Raw genomic sequence first — 14,738 nt, forward strand, 5'->3', positions numbered from 1 at the left:
TTTCCTGGCGGGGCGTGCGATACTTCCTGGAGGTCGTGCGGGCAACCGCACACCGATGAGAGCTTTCCGGGCGGCGCCCCTCAAAGGCGGTGCCCGGACGACCGGGTGCGGTGAGAGCGCACTGTGGTCGGGCCAGCGTCACTCCGACGCCGAGCCGGTCCGGGCCGGGTGCCCGGGGCGGAACGCGCGCGGACGCACCAGAAGTTGACGCGACCGACCACGAGACAGCGAGCGCGGGGGCGTCGACGCCGCCCGCCACAACGACAGAATTCCCGCCACCCGACAGGGTGCGAGTGGGGGCCGAGGAGTGCGCCAGTTCATGGTGGAGCAGAACAACGACAACACGACCAACGACGAGAACGCGCCGAAGCGCCGGAGCCGCCTGTTCGGCGGACGCCGCGCCCGGTCGTCCGGGCAGGAGGCGCCGGGGAGCGCCGCCGCGTCGACCCCCGTCGACGAGACGCCGGCGCTGACCGACGGCGCGGACGCCGGGACGACGGCGCCCGACACCACGGTGCCGGACACGACGGCGGTGTCCGACGACGCGGCCGCACCGACGGTGCTGTCGACGGACACCGGGACGGTCACCGTCGCGGTCGAGCCGGTCGCCGCCCAGAGCGGCGAGCCCGACGACGTGAGCACCCTGACCGGCGACCTGCCGGTGGTCGAGGCCGAGCCGGCGGCGACCGCAGCGGACGCCGACGAGGCGAGCGGTGCCTCCCGTGCGGACGGTACCGAGCCGACGACCGAGGCGAGCGCACCCGCCGCCCCCGCCGACGAGCCCTACGTGCCGAAGGCCACGAGCACGCTCAGCCTGATCTTCCACGCCCCGGTGCTGCCGGAGCTGCCCCAGCGCGCGCCGCGGCGCGAGCGCGACGACCGTGACGACCGCTGGGACGACCGCGACGAGCGGGACGACCGCGACGACCGTGACGAGCAGGGCGGACCGCGCCGTCGCTCGCGTCGCCGGGGGAGCAGCGCGGACCGCGAGGTCCGCGAGCCCCGCGACCACCAGGAGCCGCGCCGACGCGAGCCGGAGCTCATCACCGAGCCGCAGCGGATCAAGGGCTCGACCCGCCTCGAGGCGAAGAAGCAGCGCCGTCGCGACGGCCGTGACGCCGGCCGCCGCCGCCAGGTCGTCAGCGAGGACGAGTTCCTCGCCCGTCGCGAGAGCGTCGACCGCCAGATGATCGTGCGGTCGAGCTCGTCGACCATCGAGATCGGCGTGCTCGAGGACGGCATCCTCGCCGAGCACTACATCACGAAGTCCGAGAACGTGTCGCTCATCGGCAACGTCTACCTCGGCAAGGTGCAGAACGTCCTGCCCTCGATGGAGGCGGCGTTCGTCGACATCGGCCGCGGCCGCAACGCGGTGCTCTACGCCGGCGAGGTCGACTGGAACTCGGTCGACACCAGCCACGGCCGTCGGATCGAAGCGGCGCTCAAGCCGGGCGACAAGGTGCTCGTTCAGGTCACGAAGGACCCGGTCGGCCACAAGGGTGCCCGCCTCACGAGCCAGGTCTCGCTGCCCGGCCGCTACCTGGTCTACGTGCCCAACGGCTCGATGAACGGGATCTCGCGCAAGCTGCCGGACACCGAGCGTGCCCGCCTCAAGAAGATCCTCAAGGAGGTCCTGCCGGAGCACGCGGGCGTCATCGTGCGCACCGCTGCGGAGGGCGCGACCGAGGAGCAGCTGACCCGCGACGTGCAGCGGCTGACCAGCCAGTGGGAGGCCATCCAGAAGAAGGTCGCCGGTGGCCAGGCCCCGGTCATGCTGCACTCCGAGCCCGACCTGCTCGTGAAGATCGTCCGCGACGTCTTCAACGAGGACTTCACGAAGCTCATCATCGACGGCGAGGCCGCCGGTGGCACCATCGACGAGTACCTGTCGGCGGTCGCGCCGGACCTCAAGGACCGCGTGGTCCGCTACGAGGGCCCGGACTCCTTCGAGGAGTTCCGCCTCAACGAGCAGATCGACAAGGCGCTCGACCGCAAGGTGTGGCTGCCCTCCGGTGGCTCGCTCGTCATCGACCGCACCGAGGCCATGACGGTCGTCGACGTCAACACCGGGAAGTTCGTCGGCTCCGGCGGCAACCTGGAGGAGACGGTCACGAAGAACAACCTCGAGGCCGCCGAGGAGATCGTCCGCCAGCTCCGCCTGCGCGACATCGGCGGCATCATCGTCGTCGACTTCATCGACATGGTGCTCGAGGAGAACCGCGACCTCGTGCTCCGCCGCCTGGTCGAGTGCCTGAGCCGCGACCGCACGAAGCACCAGGTCGCCGAGATCACCTCGCTCGGCCTCGTGCAGATGACCCGCAAGAAGATCGGTGTCGGGCTGCGCGAGTCCCTCGACGAGGTCAACGCGAAGATCAACGACAACAACGCCGACCCGGGTCCGAGCAAGGGCCGTCGCAAGGGTCGCGGCGGTGCCGGTGGCAACGGCAACGGCGGCAACGGGTCGAACGGCTCGGGCTCGTCGAACGGCTCCGGCTCGAACGGGCAGTCGTCGCACGCGACCCAGGCGCACCAGATCACCGACGACGTGAAGAACGCGCTGTCGCGGATCGCGGCGTCGACCATCGCGCACGACGAGCAGGACGCCGCCGGTGTCGCCTCGCCGGCCGCCCCGACCTCGGCGGACGCCCCGGGGTCGGCTGCGGGGTCCGCTCCGTCCGACGGCGAGCAGCCCACCGGGTCGAAGCGTCGCCGTCGCGGTGGCCGTGGCAGCCGGAACACCGAGCAGCAGGCTCCGACGACCGGCACGGAGCAGCAGGCTTCGTCGACCGGCACGGAGCAGCAGGCTTCGACGACCAGCACCGAGCAGCAGGCCGCGACGACCGACGCCGGTGCGTCGGCGCCCGAGGCCCCTGCCGCCCCTGCGGCCGAACCGGCCCCCGAGGCGCCCGTCGCCGCTGCACCGGAGGCGTCCGCTGCGCCGGGCGCTGCCGCTGCGCCCGCCGCTGCTGCTGCGCCCGCCGCTGCCGCTGCACCCGCTGCCGAGCCGAAGGCCGCCAGGGCCCAGGGGCGTCGACGGGTGAGCTCGAGTGCCCCGGTCACCCCGACCGAGAACACCGTGGCGATCCTCGACATCCCGCTGAGCGCGGCACCGAAGCGCGAGCCGCGCCAGGTCGCCCCGGACGCCGAGTCCCTGCTCGACTCCGTGCTGCAGGCGCTGCCCGAGCCGAAGCAGCCGGGGCAGGGCCGTTCGCGGTCCCGCCGGGTGTCGTCGCCGAGCATCAGCGCGCCGGCGACGGACACCGACGCAGACGGCTCCGTGGTCACGGGGGACTGACGATGGCGAACCCCGGCGACCCGCAGCGCGACCGCGGGTACTACGGTGCGGGCTGGTCCCAGCCCGCACCGCCGGTGCCACCGGCACCCGCGCAGTCGGCCGGGGCCGTGCGGCCGTACGGTGGCCAGCCCGGCGCCGGGGGGCCGTACGCGCCCCCACGCCCGCCGCGCAGGTCCCGTCCCGCCGGGGACCCGCGTCGCGCGTTCGCGCCCGGCGCCTCGGTCACGAACACGACCGGCGCGCTCATCGCCGTCGTGTCGTTGGTCCTCGTGCAGTTCGTCTCCGGCGCGGTCGGGCTGCTCGGCACGGCACTCGTCGTCCACCCGTTCTCGCGCTACGGGCCCGGTGCCGACCTGCTCGGCAGCTTCACGGACGGGGTCTTCCTGGCACCGTTCCCGTTCTACGCCGGAGCCTTCCTGGCCCTGGCGTTCCTCACGCCGATCGCCCGCCGCAGCCCGCTGCCGACGGTGCTCCTGCGTGCGGTGCTCGCCGGTGCCGCCGGGACGGTCGCGCTCGCCCTGGTCGGCGTCTTCACGGGATCGTTCGCCGCGGTCGGGTCCGGTGCGTCCCGGCTGGTCGTGGACGTCCTCACGACGCCGCTGCGGAACGGCCTGCCGTTCACCGTGATGCTCCTGGCGACCGCCACCGCCGCCTGGCTCTGGCTCGGACGACCCCGGCGTGGTCGCGGCACGGGCGGTGCGCCCGGACAGCCGGGCACGGTCCGACCGGCCGACGCCGTCCCGCCGTCGACCGTCCAGCCCTCCGCCGCGCAGCCGCAGCCGCCGCAGCAGCGCGCCTCCGGCCCGTACGGGCCGTCCACCGGGCAGCCGGGCCAGCCGGGCCAGCAGCCTCCCTGGGCGCCGCCGCCGGCCCACTAGGGCGGGCGGCGGCCCGGAGACCGTTCCGGGCACGGACGGGAGGCCCGTGGCGGACGCCGCCACGGGCCTCCCGTCCGGCGTCCGGTCCGGACCAGGGCAGGGCGCGCCGTGCACGTCGGTGACCACGGACGGCGGTGCGCGCTGCCGTCCGTGCGCGCTGCCGTCGGTGTTGGTTGCCGTCGGTGCTGGTTGCCAGCCGTGCTGGTTGCCGTGCGTGCTGGTTGACGTCGGTCCGGGTTACGGTCAGTGCGCGCGCTTGTCGCGCTGCGGCACCCGGAGGCCGCTGCGGATCAGGCGCAGCACGAGCTCGCGACCGGTGACCGCGGACGCCCCCGCGGCGACCAGTTCGTCGTAGCGGGCGAGCGGCACGTCGTAGTGGTCGTGGTCGAACGCGCGACGCGGCACGCCGACCCGGTCGGCGAAGGCGTGCAGTTCCGCGTAGGATGCATCACTGACGAGGTGCGACCACAGTGTGTCGTGGGCGGGCCACGTCGGTGGGTCGATCAACACGGTCACCGTGCAATGGTACGTGTGTCGCCGTTTGACCGGACCCATGGTGATCGAGTATTCTCGATCCCTGGTGTCAGCGGGCCGTTCTGCCTGCGTCGCCGATCGGGCCCGGCCTCCGGGAGCCGCTCGTGCAGAAGTGGGCACCCGAGACTTCCCTCAAGCAGAGTTACGTAAGGATTTCCACGTGGTTTACGCAGTAGTGCGCGCCGGCGGCCGTCAGGAGAAGGTCGAGGTCGGCACCATCCTGACCGTCGACCGTGTCAAGGCGGACGACCAGGGCAACATCGACCTCGCCCCCGTGCTCCTCGTGGACGGTGACAAGATCACGTCGGCGGCCTCCGAGCTCGCGAACGTGACCGTCACCGCCGAGGTGCTGGACGACCTCCGCGGTCCGAAGGTCATCATCCAGAAGTTCAAGAACAAGACCGGGTACAAGAAGCGTCAGGGTTTCCGCGCTGAGCTGACCCGCGTCAAGATCACCAAGATCGCGTAAGGGAGTCCACTCATGGCACACAAGAAGGGTGCGAGTTCCACTCGCAACGGTCGTGACTCGAACGCTCAGCGCCTCGGCGTGAAGCGCTTCGGTGGCGAGGTCGTCAACGCCGGCGAGATCATCATCCGCCAGCGTGGGACCCACTTCCACCCCGGCGCCAACGTCGGCCGTGGTGGCGACGACACGCTGTTCGCCCTCTCGGCCGGTTCGGTCGAGTTCGGCACCAAGGGTGGCCGCAAGGTCATCAACATCGTCAACGCGTAAGTCACGACGATCTGATCTGCGCTCGTTCTGAGCGGGAGGGGCGGGCCGAGTGCCCGCCCCTCCGTTTTTCATTTGCGCCGGTGGCGCGACGACCTTCCAGGAGTGGACCCATGGCGACATTCGTCGACCGCGTGACCCTGCACCTCACCGCGGGGAACGGCGGCAACGGCTGCGTGTCGGTCCGTCGTGAGAAGTTCAAGCCCCTCGCCGGGCCCGACGGCGGCAACGGCGGTGACGGCGGCGACATCGTGCTCGTGGCCGACCCGCAGGTGACGACCCTGCTCGGGTACCACCGCTCGCCGCACCGGTCGTCGAAGAACGGGCAGCCCGGCATGGGCGACATGCGCAGCGGCGTCAGCGGCGAGGTCCTCGAGTTGCCGATGCCGATCGGCACCGTCGTGTACGACGAGTCGGGCGAGGTCATCGCCGACCTCACCGAGCCGGGCATGCGCGTCGTCGTGGCGCCCGGTGGCCAGGGCGGCCTCGGCAACGCCGCGCTGTCGACCACGAAGCGCAAGGCCCCCGGGTTCGCGCTCCTCGGCACCGAGGGCTGGGCCGGGGACGTCAGCCTCGAGCTGAAGACCATCGCCGACGTCGCCCTGGTCGGGTTCCCGAGCGCCGGCAAGTCCTCGCTCATCGCCGCGATCTCCGCCGCGAAGCCGAAGATCGCGGACTACCCGTTCACGACCCTCACGCCGAACCTCGGCGTCGTCGAGTCCGGTGAGAGCCGGTTCACCGTCGCCGACGTCCCCGGCCTCATCGAGGGCGCGTCCGAGGGCAAGGGCCTCGGTCTCGAGTTCCTCCGCCACGTCGAGCGCTGCGAGGCCCTGCTGCACGTGATCGACTGCGCCACGCTCGACCCGGGCCGCGACCCGATCAGCGACCTCGACGTGATCCTCGGCGAACTCGAGCGCTACCCGGTGCCCGAGGGCCAGGTGCCGCTGCTCGAGCGCCCGCAGCTCGTCGCCCTCAACAAGGTCGACGTGCCCGAGGCCGAGGAGCTCGCCGAGTTCGTCACCGCCGAGCTGCAGGAGCGCGGCTACCGCGTCTTCCCGATCTCCACCGCGTCCCGCAAGGGACTGCGCGAGCTCACCTTCGCCCTCGCCGACGTCGTCGAGCAGGGCCGTGCCGCACGCGCCGCCGAGCCGGTGCCCGAGCGCATAGTCATCCGCCCGCGCGCGGTCAACGACCAGGGCTTCACCGTCCGCGCCGAGGGCGGCGAGGAGCACCGCTTCTACCGCGTGCGCGGCGCGAAGCCGGAGCGTTGGGTGCAGCAGACCGACTTCACGAACGAGGAGGCGATCGGCTTCCTCGCCGACCGGCTCGCCAAGCTCGGCGTCGAGGACGGCCTGTTCAAGGCCGGTGCCGTCGCCGGGTCGACCGTCGTCATCGGCGGCGACGGCGGCATGGTGTTCGACTGGGAGCCCACGCTCACCTCGACCGCCGAGCTCATCACGAGTGCCCGCGGCACCGACGCGCGCATCGGGGCGACCTCGCGGCCGACCCGCAACGAACGCCGCGAGGAGTACTTCGAGCGGATGGACGCCAAGGCCGCCGCCCGCGCGGAGCTCGAGCAGGAGCGCATCGCCGGTCTCTGGGCCGACGACGACGAGCCCGCCGACACGACCACCGACGACCGGGGCTGACCGCCGCATGACCGAGACGACCGCCGGCACCGGGCCGGGACGCGTCACGACGCGTGCGGACATCCCGCGTGCGCGTCGGATCGTGGTGAAGGTCGGCTCGTCCTCGGTCAGCGGCGACAACACCGGGCAGATCGCCGCGCTCGTGGACGCCCTCGCGGCGGCGCACGGGCGCGGCACCGAGGTCGTGCTCGTCTCGTCCGGCGCGATCGCCACCGGGTTCCCGTTCCTCGGGCTCGAGGGCCGACCGGACGACCTCGCCACGCAGCAGGCCGCCGCGGCAACCGGGCAGAACGTGCTCATGTACCGGTACCAGCAGGAGCTCGACCGGCACGGCGTCGTCGCGGCGCAGATCCTGCTCACCGCCGGCGACCTGCAGAACCCGACGCACCGGACGAACGCGCAGCGCGCCGTCGACCGGCTGCTCGCCCTGCGGGTGCTGCCGATCGTCAACGAGAACGACACCGTCGCCACCCACGAGATCCGGTTCGGCGACAACGACCGGCTGGCCGCACTCGTGGCGCGGCTGCTCGGGGCCGACGCGCTCGTGCTGCTGTCCGATGTCGAGGCGCTGTACACGAAGCCCCCGGAGCAGCCGGGCGCGGAGCGCATCGACGAGGTCCCGCTCGGCGACGAGCTCGCCGGCGTCACGTTCGGTTCGATCGGCGCCGCCGGCGTCGGCACCGGGGGAGCGGGGACGAAGGTGGCCGCCGCCCGTCTCGCCGCAGAGGCCGGCACCGCCGTCCTGGTGACCGCCACGGCACTCGTCGAGCGGGCGCTCGCGGGCGAGCACGTCGGCACCTGGTTCGCGGCAGCACCCCGCGACTGACCGCCGGCGGGGTCCGTCACGTCGGTGTGCGCCGACCTATCCTTGGTGCATGTCCACCACCGCGACCGCCCCGACCCTGACCGACAAGCTCGTCGCGGCCCGTGCCGCGTCGTCGGCCCTCGCGACGGCGACGACGGCGGTCAAGGACGCCGCCCTGCTCGCGATCGCCGCCGGTGTCCGTGCCGCGACGGCCGAGATCGTCGCGGCGAACCACGGCGACCTCGTCGCCGGCGAGGAGAGCGGCCTGTCCTCCGGGCTCGTCGACCGCCTGCGGCTCGACCCCGCCCGGATCGAGTCGCTCGCCGCCGCGGTCGAGCACGTCGTCGGCCTGACCGACCCGGTCGGCGAGCACGTCCGCGGGTCGCAGCTGCCGAACGGCCTGCAGCTCACCCAGGTGCGCGTGCCGTTCGGCGTCGTCGGCGCGATCTACGAGGCCCGTCCGAACGTCACGGTCGACATCGCCTCGCTGGCGCTCAAGTCGGGCAACGCCGTCGTGCTGCGTGGTGGCTCGGCGGCGCAGCGGACGAACGCCGTGCTCGTCGCGCGCATCCAGGACGCCGTCGCCTCGGTCGGCCTGCCGCGCGACCTCGTGCAGACCATCGACGAGTTCGGCCGCGCCGGCGCCACCGAGCTGATGCGCGCCCGCGGGCTCGTCGACGTGCTCATCCCGCGGGGGAGCGCCTCGCTCATCCAGACCGTCGTCACCGAGTCGCAGGTGCCGGTCATCGAGACCGGTGCGGGCGTCGTGCACGTCTTCCTCGACGCGTCGGCCCCGGTCCGACGCGCGGTCGACATCGTGCTGAACAGCAAGGTGCAGCGCCCGAGCGTCTGCAACGCGCTCGAGACCCTGCTCGTGCACGAGCAGGCCGCCGAGCGCCTGCTCCCGGTGCTCGCCGACCGGCTCCGGGCCGCGGGGGTCACGCTCCGCGGCGACGACGCCACGCGCGCGATCGTCCCCGGGGTGCTCCGCGCCACCGACGAGGACTGGGGGACCGAGTCGATGGACCTCGACCTGTCGATCCGGGTCGTGCCGGACGTCGACGCCGCGATGGCGCACATCGCCCGCTGGTCCACGCACCACACCGAGTCGATCGTGACGAACGACGTCGACACCGCCGAGCGGTTCCTGGCGGCGGTCGACTCCGCGGTCGTGATGGTGAACGCGTCGACACGGTTCACCGACGGCGGCGAGTTCGGCTTCGGGGCCGAGGTCGGCATCTCGACCCAGAAGCTGCACGCGCGCGGGCCGATGGGCCTGCCGGAGCTCACGAGCACGAAGTGGATCGTGCGCGGGCAGGGCCAGATCCGCGGCTAGACTGAGCGGCGTCTTTCCCCGACCGAACGGAGCACGAACGATGACCATCCTCGCTGAAGCTGCAGAGCACGCCTCCGGGGCCCCCGCGTTCGTCTTCCCGCTCGTCGGCGCGCTGTTCTTCATCTTCCTCGGCTTCGTCACCTGGAGCTTCCGTGACGTCGCCTACCGCCACTCCCAGAAGTTCGAGGCCACCCGGCACCACGAGTCGGGCGTCGACGAGTTCGGCCGCGCCGACCACTGACCGCAGACCCGATGCTCGAGAGCACCGGACGGCCGCGCATCGGGGTGATGGGTGGCACGTTCGACCCGATCCACCACGGCCACCTGGTCGCGGCGTCCGAGGTGGCGCGCGCGTTCGACCTGGACGAGGTCGTCTTCGTCCCCACCGGTCAGCCGTACATGAAGTCCGGCGTCACCGACGCTGAACACCGGTACCTGATGACGGTCATCGCGACCGCGTCGAACCCGATGTTCACCGTCAGCCGGGTCGACATCGACCGGCCGGGCCCCACGTACACGGTCGACACGCTCCGCGACCTGCACGAGCAGCGGCCGGACGCGCAGCTCGTCTTCATCTCCGGCGCAGACGCCGTTCAGCAGATCCTCGACTGGAAAGACCACGATGGTCTGTGGGACCTCGCGCACTTCGTCGCCGTGACGCGTCCGGGACACGCCCTCAGCATCACCGGATTGCCCGAACGGGACGTAAGCTTGCTCGAAGTCCCCGCGCTGGCGATATCGTCCACCGACTGCCGTGACCGGGTGAGGCGTGGACACCCCGTCTGGTACCTGGTCCCCGACGGTGTCGTCCAGTACATCTCGAAGCACCATCTGTATCGGAGCGTTGCATGAGTTCGTCCGACGCGCAGCCGCCCCTGTCGCGGCGCCAGGCGCGCGAGCGGGAGCGTGCCGCAGCAGCCGGTTCGCAGCCCGTGACGCCGCCGCCCACCGTCGCCGCCCCCGAGGGGTCGACCACCGACCGTGCCCGGCCCGGCTCCCACGCCGCGCCGGCGCCGACCGGCGCGGCACCGTCGTCGTCCGCTCCGGGCACGCCCTCGTCGGCTCCCGGTGTCCCACCGTTCCCGCCGGACTCCGCCACGGACATCGTCCCGGGCAGCGGGGGCCTGACGCGCCGCCAGCTCCGACAGCTCCGTGCCGCCGAGAGCCAGGCCGTGCAGCCCGTCCCGCTCCGCAACCCGACGCCGCAGTCGTCCGACCGCACGGTCGAGGACGTCCTCGGTTCGGTCGACACCATCGACCCGGGCACCGCGCAGCGGAGCACCCCCGACACCGCCGAGCCGTCCCCGGTGCTCGACCAGGCCGCCGTGGCGCAGGCCACCGAGGCCGACGGGTCGCCGGACGCGCTCGAGCCCCTCGACGAGGCCGCCGCGCACGCCGAGGAGCCCCGCCGCCACCGGTCGACGTGGTCGCCGCCGTCCGAGGCCGACGGCGATGCCGCGACGCCCGTCGCCGCCCCGGCGGACACGACCGACGCGGCCGCCGCCGACGAGGACTCTGACGACGACACCGACAGCGATGCTGCCGACGAGTCGACGTCGGACGACGCCGCACCGCGACCGCAGTCCGCCACCCCCGCCGTGACGCTGCCGCCGGTGCAGACCGCGTCGACGCCCGCGGTCTTCCCGCTCTCGCTCGACGCCGAGGACGACGACACGAACGAGGTCCCGCTGCCCGCTGCCGCCGCCACCGAGGACGCACCCGTGGCGTCGCAGCGCCCGACCGAGCCGAAGCCGGTGACGACGGCGTTCGCGCCGCCCACCGGTCACTGGTCGCAGCAGGCCCACGACTCGAACGACTCCGAGGTCCACGACGAGGAGACCGGTGCCCGCCGGGTCGCGGTGACGAACACCAACGCGATCATCCTGCCGAACTCGGCCCTCGCCGACCCGACCGGCGCCCTGAACGCCACGGGCGAGGTCATCCTCACCGGGTCGATCGACCTGCCGGCGTCGCTGTCCTCGACCGGGTCGCACCGTCCGATCGACGGCGCCGAGGTCGACCGCCTGCTCGAGCAGCACGACGAGCAGCCCGAGACGGACGCCAGCCCGGTCCGCGCCAGCCGCGCGGTGTCGAGCCACACCTCGACGCGTCAGGTCGTGCTCGCGGCGGCGAAGCCGAAGGAGTCCCGCACCCCGGTGATCCTCGGGCTCGCGGTCGGCGGCGTCGGCATCGCTGCGGCAGGCGTCATCATCGTCGCCCTGCTGACGACCCACATGGGCGGTTGACGCCCTCGTCCCCGACCACCGGTCCCGACGCCCCGTCGGCCGCGGCCTGGCCGCGTGTCGGCGGGGTGGCTTATGATCGGGACCCATCAAGCGAGCCGACGACCGTCGGTTCGACGACCGGAAGGAATCCGTGACCGCCTCCACCCGCGCACTGGAACTCGTGCAGGCCGCCGCACTCGCGGCCGACGCCAAACAGGCCGAGGACCTCGTCGCGCTCGACGTCACCGGGCCGCTGCAGCTCACGGACGTGTTCCTGCTCGCGACCGGTCGGAACGAACGCAACGTGCAGTCGATCGCGGACGCGGTCGAGGAACGTCTCCTCGAGCTCGGGGCGAAGACCCTCCGGCGCGAAGGCCGCAGCGAGGGCCGTTGGATCCTCATCGACTTCGGCGAGATCGTCGTGCACGTCTTCCACGACGAGGACCGCCAGTACTACTCGCTCGAGCGACTCTGGGCCGACTGCCCGACCATCCCGCTCGAGCTCCCGGTGGACCACACCGCCTGACCGGCGACGCGCCCGGGTGACGGCTGCGATTTCGTCACCCGGCGTTCGCATGGTGTACGCTTAACTGGTGCCTCCGGGGAACCGGTCGGCACGGAGCAACACCTTCCGGGTCTGTGGCGCAGCTGGTAGCGCACCTGCATGGCATGCAGGGGGTCAGGGGTTCGAGTCCCCTCAGATCCACCAACAACCCCCGTCGTTCCCCGGAACGGCGGGGGTTCCGTCGTTCCACGACGCGTTCTCCACAGGGGCCCGTCGGCGGCGCTCGGGTGCGATCCCGGCCGATACGCTGAGCGCATGAGCAACGACGCGCCCCTGTCCGGTACTCCGCTGACGATCACCGCCGGTGGGTACACGGCCGACGTCGCCTCGGTCGGAGCGACGCTGCGCACCCTGCGTCACGAGGGGCGCGACCTGGTCGTCCCGTTCGACGCCGACGAGGTCCGTCCGGTGTTCCGCGGCGCCGTGCTCGCGCCGTGGCCGAACCGCGTCGTCGACGGCACGTACACGTCCGGGGGCGTCGATCACGAGCTCGCCCTGACCGAACCGGCGCGGCACCACGCCCTGCACGGGCTGGTCGCCTGGACCGACTTCGCGGTCTTCGCGCACGACGACGACCGGGTGCTGCTCGGCACGACGATCCCTGCGCAGCAGGGGTACCCGCACCGCGTCGACGTGCACGTCGAGTACCGCCTGGACGCCGAGGGCCTGCACACGACGGTCACGGGCACGAACACCGGTGCCGACGACGCCCCGTGGGGCACCGGGCCGCACCCGTACCTGGTGGCCGGTGACGGCACGGTGGACGACTGGACGCTCACGCTGCCGGCCGCCGAGGTGCTCGAGGTCACCCCCGACCGACTCATCCCGACGGACCTGGTGCCCGTGCACGACGAGTTCGACCTGCGCACCCCCACCCTGATCGGCGACCGCTTCATCGACCACGCCTTCACCGGCTTCGACCGTGACGCGGACGGCCTCGCCGCCGTCACGGTCACCGCTGCGGACGGCCACGGGGTGCGCGTCGCCTTCGACGCTGCGTGCCAGTGGGTCCAGGTGCACACGGCGGACCACGTCGTCCCCGCGTACCACCGCGCCGGACTCGCCGTCGAACCGATGACGTGCGCCCCCGATGCCTTCAACGACGGCGTCGACCGCGGCCTGGTCGTCCTGGCCCCGGGGTCGGCGCACGCCGCAGCATGGACGATCGCCGCGGTCTGACCGGGTCCGACCGGACCGTCCGCATCGAGGTCCGTCGACTCGGTGCCGTTCCGGACCTCGCCGCCCTCGCCGCCGCGTCGACCGCGGACGTCGTCTGGCTCGATTCGTCCCTGCCGGACGGTGCCCCGGACACCGCACGCCCACGGGCCCGCTGGTCGGTGCTCGCCTGGACCGACGGCCCGTTCTCGACACGCTTCCGGCACGAGGCGCGACGGGCCCACGTCGCGGTCCCCGCACCCGCTGCACGCTGGTTCGGCCGGTCGTGGTCCGGTGACCGCCCGGCGTTCGCCGTGCTCGCCGACCTGCTGGCGGCGACGCCCGTGCTGCCCGAACCGGTCGACGGCTGCGGCTTCGCGCTCGGCTGGACCGGGTTCCTCGGCTACGAGCTCGGCCGCGAGTCCGGCGGCCCCGACCGCACCGCCGACGGTCACCCCGACGCCGACCTGCGCTTCGTGGATCGCGCTGTCGTGGTCGACCGGGCCGGAGCCGGAGCCGGGGTCGCCTGGGCGCTCGCGCTCGTCGCGGACGCGGAACCGGCGGCCAGTGCGTCGAACCGGGCGTGGCTCCGGACGGTGCCCACGTCGTCGACGGGGGGCGGTCCCGGGGACGTGCCCACGGGCCTCCCGGCCGGGACGGCGACCGGCCGTGTGGGCCGCGCCGCCTACGAGGACGCGGTCGACGCGTGCCGCGCCGAGATCCGCGAGGGCAACGCCTTCCAGGTGTGCCTCACCACCACGTTCGTCCTGACGGGCGGACGGGAGGGCCGGGTCGCCCCCGGCACGGACCCACACCTGGTCGAGTACCTGCGCATGCGCGCGTCGGACCCCGTGCCGTTCGGTGCCTACCTGCGGCTCGGCACGCTGCGCGTGGCGAGCCGGTCGCCGGAACGGTTCCTGCGGATCGACGCCGACGGGGCGGTGACGGCGGAGCCGATCAAGGGCACGCGCCGCCGCGTCGCCGACCCCGCGGCGGACGCGGCCGTGCGGGCCGAGCTCTCGGCGAGTGCGAAGGACCGGGCCGAGAACGTGATGATCGTCGACCTGCTGCGGAACGACCTGCTGCGGACGGCGCTGCCCGGCTCGGTGCACGTCGAGCGGTTGTGCGACGTCGAGACCTACGCGAGCGTGCACCAGCTGGTGTCGACGATCGGCGCGCGGCTGCCGACGGGCACGTCGCGGGCGGAGGTGGTGCGCGCGGCCTTCCCGCCCGGGTCGATGACCGGTGCGCCCAAGTCCAGCGCCACGGCGATCGCCGACCGGCTCGAGCGTGCACCGCGCGGCGTCTACTCCGGGGCGATCGGGTACTTCTCGGCGAGCGGGGCGGTGGACCTCTCGGTGGTGATCCGGACACTGGTGACGGTCGTGGACACCGACGGCGTCGTCCGGTCGCGGACGCTCGGCGCCGGGGGAGCGGTGACGTGGTCGTCGGACGCGACGCAGGAGGCGGACGAGGTCGAGACGAAGACGCGGTCGGTGCTCGGGGCGGTCGGTGCGAGCACATCCTGGACTGTCAATATGTGAAATACGGTGCGCTACGATGCCC

The 14,738-nt window shown here is 72.9% G+C and carries 14 protein-coding genes and 1 tRNA gene; 14 read left to right on the forward strand and 1 reads right to left on the reverse strand.

Annotated elements, in window-relative coordinates; genetic code table 11:
* Positions 1-319 precede the first annotated feature (319 nt).
* On the forward strand, positions 320-3,295 hold the full coding sequence (locus DEI99_RS05785) for an Rne/Rng family ribonuclease (RefSeq protein ID WP_111040705.1): 2,976 nt from the start codon (positions 320-322) through the stop codon (positions 3,293-3,295).
* 2 nt (positions 3,296-3,297) lie between these two features.
* Positions 3,298-4,173: a hypothetical protein gene (locus tag DEI99_RS05790; RefSeq protein WP_111040665.1), complete on the forward strand. Its 876-nt coding sequence runs from the start codon at positions 3,298-3,300 to the stop codon at positions 4,171-4,173.
* A 243-nt stretch (positions 4,174-4,416) separates the two neighbouring features.
* Here the strand turns inward: DEI99_RS05790 and DEI99_RS05795 are convergent, their stop codons facing one another.
* A complete protein-coding gene (locus DEI99_RS05795; protein WP_071257324.1) occupies positions 4,417-4,689 on the reverse strand; it encodes a DUF4031 domain-containing protein in 273 nt (90 codons plus the stop codon).
* Between the two features lie 178 nt (positions 4,690-4,867).
* On the opposite strand from DEI99_RS05795, the gene rplU reads away from it, so the two are divergent.
* The 12 genes from rplU to DEI99_RS05855 all read left to right on the forward strand — a co-directional run bounded on the left by rplU (position 4,868) and on the right by DEI99_RS05855 (position 14,716).
* On the forward strand, positions 4,868-5,176 hold the full coding sequence (gene rplU / locus DEI99_RS05800) for a 50S ribosomal protein L21 (RefSeq protein ID WP_071257328.1): 309 nt from the start codon (positions 4,868-4,870) through the stop codon (positions 5,174-5,176).
* Positions 5,177-5,188: 12 nt separating this feature from the next.
* The gene (rpmA, locus tag DEI99_RS05805; protein WP_071257351.1) at positions 5,189-5,440 is read left to right on the forward strand and encodes a 50S ribosomal protein L27; all 252 of its coding nucleotides are present in this window, start codon (positions 5,189-5,191) and stop codon (positions 5,438-5,440) included.
* Positions 5,441-5,550: 110 nt separating this feature from the next.
* On the forward strand, positions 5,551-7,086 hold the full coding sequence (gene obgE / locus DEI99_RS05810; RefSeq protein WP_111040664.1) for a GTPase ObgE: 1,536 nt from the start codon (positions 5,551-5,553) through the stop codon (positions 7,084-7,086).
* Between the two features lie 7 nt (positions 7,087-7,093).
* Entirely contained in the window at positions 7,094-7,912 is an 819-nt protein-coding gene (proB, locus tag DEI99_RS05815; protein WP_071257357.1) for a glutamate 5-kinase, read from the forward strand.
* Positions 7,913-7,961: 49 nt separating this feature from the next.
* The gene (locus DEI99_RS05820) at positions 7,962-9,227 is read left to right on the forward strand and encodes a glutamate-5-semialdehyde dehydrogenase (protein WP_284180965.1); all 1,266 of its coding nucleotides are present in this window, start codon (positions 7,962-7,964) and stop codon (positions 9,225-9,227) included.
* 40 nt (positions 9,228-9,267) lie between these two features.
* Complete coding sequence (locus DEI99_RS05825) at positions 9,268-9,468, forward strand: hypothetical protein (protein ID WP_071257365.1); 201 nt, start codon at positions 9,268-9,270, stop codon at positions 9,466-9,468.
* Between the two features lie 11 nt (positions 9,469-9,479).
* Complete coding sequence (gene nadD / locus DEI99_RS05830) at positions 9,480-10,079, forward strand: nicotinate-nucleotide adenylyltransferase (RefSeq protein ID WP_071257384.1); 600 nt, start codon at positions 9,480-9,482, stop codon at positions 10,077-10,079.
* Positions 10,076-11,473 carry a hypothetical protein gene (locus DEI99_RS05835; protein WP_111040662.1) on the forward strand — a complete coding sequence of 466 codons (1,398 nt, stop codon included), beginning with the start codon at positions 10,076-10,078 and terminating at the stop codon, positions 11,471-11,473. Before nadD ends, DEI99_RS05835 begins: the two co-directional genes overlap by 4 nt.
* Before the next feature lie 130 nt (positions 11,474-11,603).
* Entirely contained in the window at positions 11,604-11,978 is a 375-nt protein-coding gene (gene rsfS / locus DEI99_RS05840; protein WP_071298188.1) for a ribosome silencing factor, read from the forward strand.
* Between the two features lie 107 nt (positions 11,979-12,085).
* Positions 12,086-12,161, forward strand: a tRNA-Ala gene (locus tag DEI99_RS05845).
* Between the two features lie 111 nt (positions 12,162-12,272).
* The gene (locus tag DEI99_RS05850) at positions 12,273-13,196 is read left to right on the forward strand and encodes an aldose 1-epimerase family protein (RefSeq protein ID WP_111040661.1); all 924 of its coding nucleotides are present in this window, start codon (positions 12,273-12,275) and stop codon (positions 13,194-13,196) included.
* Positions 13,175-14,716, forward strand: coding sequence for an anthranilate synthase component I family protein (locus tag DEI99_RS05855; protein ID WP_111040660.1), 1,542 nt, complete (start codon positions 13,175-13,177; stop codon positions 14,714-14,716). The genes DEI99_RS05850 and DEI99_RS05855 overlap by 22 nt, the downstream gene beginning before the upstream one ends.
* Positions 14,717-14,738 lie beyond the last annotated feature (22 nt).

The sequence above is a fragment of the Curtobacterium sp. MCLR17_036 genome (genome assembly GCF_003234445.2).
Taxonomy (GTDB): Bacteria; Actinomycetota; Actinomycetes; order Actinomycetales; family Microbacteriaceae; genus Curtobacterium.

Excerpts from the sequence above, each read along its gene's own strand:
- DEI99_RS05785 (WP_111040705.1), top strand. The coding sequence starts at position 320 with ATGGTGGAGCAGAACAACGACAACACGACCAACGACGAGAACGCGCCG.
- DEI99_RS05790 (WP_111040665.1), top strand. The coding sequence starts at position 3,298 with ATGGCGAACCCCGGCGACCCGCAGCGCGACCGCGGGTACTACGGTGCG.
- rpmA (WP_071257351.1), top strand. The coding sequence starts at position 5,189 with ATGGCACACAAGAAGGGTGCGAGTTCCACTCGCAACGGTCGTGACTCG.
- obgE (WP_111040664.1), top strand. The coding sequence starts at position 5,551 with ATGGCGACATTCGTCGACCGCGTGACCCTGCACCTCACCGCGGGGAAC.
- proB (WP_071257357.1), top strand. The coding sequence starts at position 7,094 with ATGACCGAGACGACCGCCGGCACCGGGCCGGGACGCGTCACGACGCGT.
- DEI99_RS05820 (WP_284180965.1), top strand. The coding sequence starts at position 7,962 with ATGTCCACCACCGCGACCGCCCCGACCCTGACCGACAAGCTCGTCGCG.
- DEI99_RS05825 (WP_071257365.1), top strand. The coding sequence starts at position 9,268 with ATGACCATCCTCGCTGAAGCTGCAGAGCACGCCTCCGGGGCCCCCGCG.
- nadD (WP_071257384.1), top strand. The coding sequence starts at position 9,480 with ATGCTCGAGAGCACCGGACGGCCGCGCATCGGGGTGATGGGTGGCACG.
- DEI99_RS05835 (WP_111040662.1), top strand. The coding sequence starts at position 10,076 with ATGAGTTCGTCCGACGCGCAGCCGCCCCTGTCGCGGCGCCAGGCGCGC.
- DEI99_RS05850 (WP_111040661.1), top strand. The coding sequence starts at position 12,273 with ATGAGCAACGACGCGCCCCTGTCCGGTACTCCGCTGACGATCACCGCC.
- DEI99_RS05855 (WP_111040660.1), top strand. The coding sequence starts at position 13,175 with ATGGACGATCGCCGCGGTCTGACCGGGTCCGACCGGACCGTCCGCATC.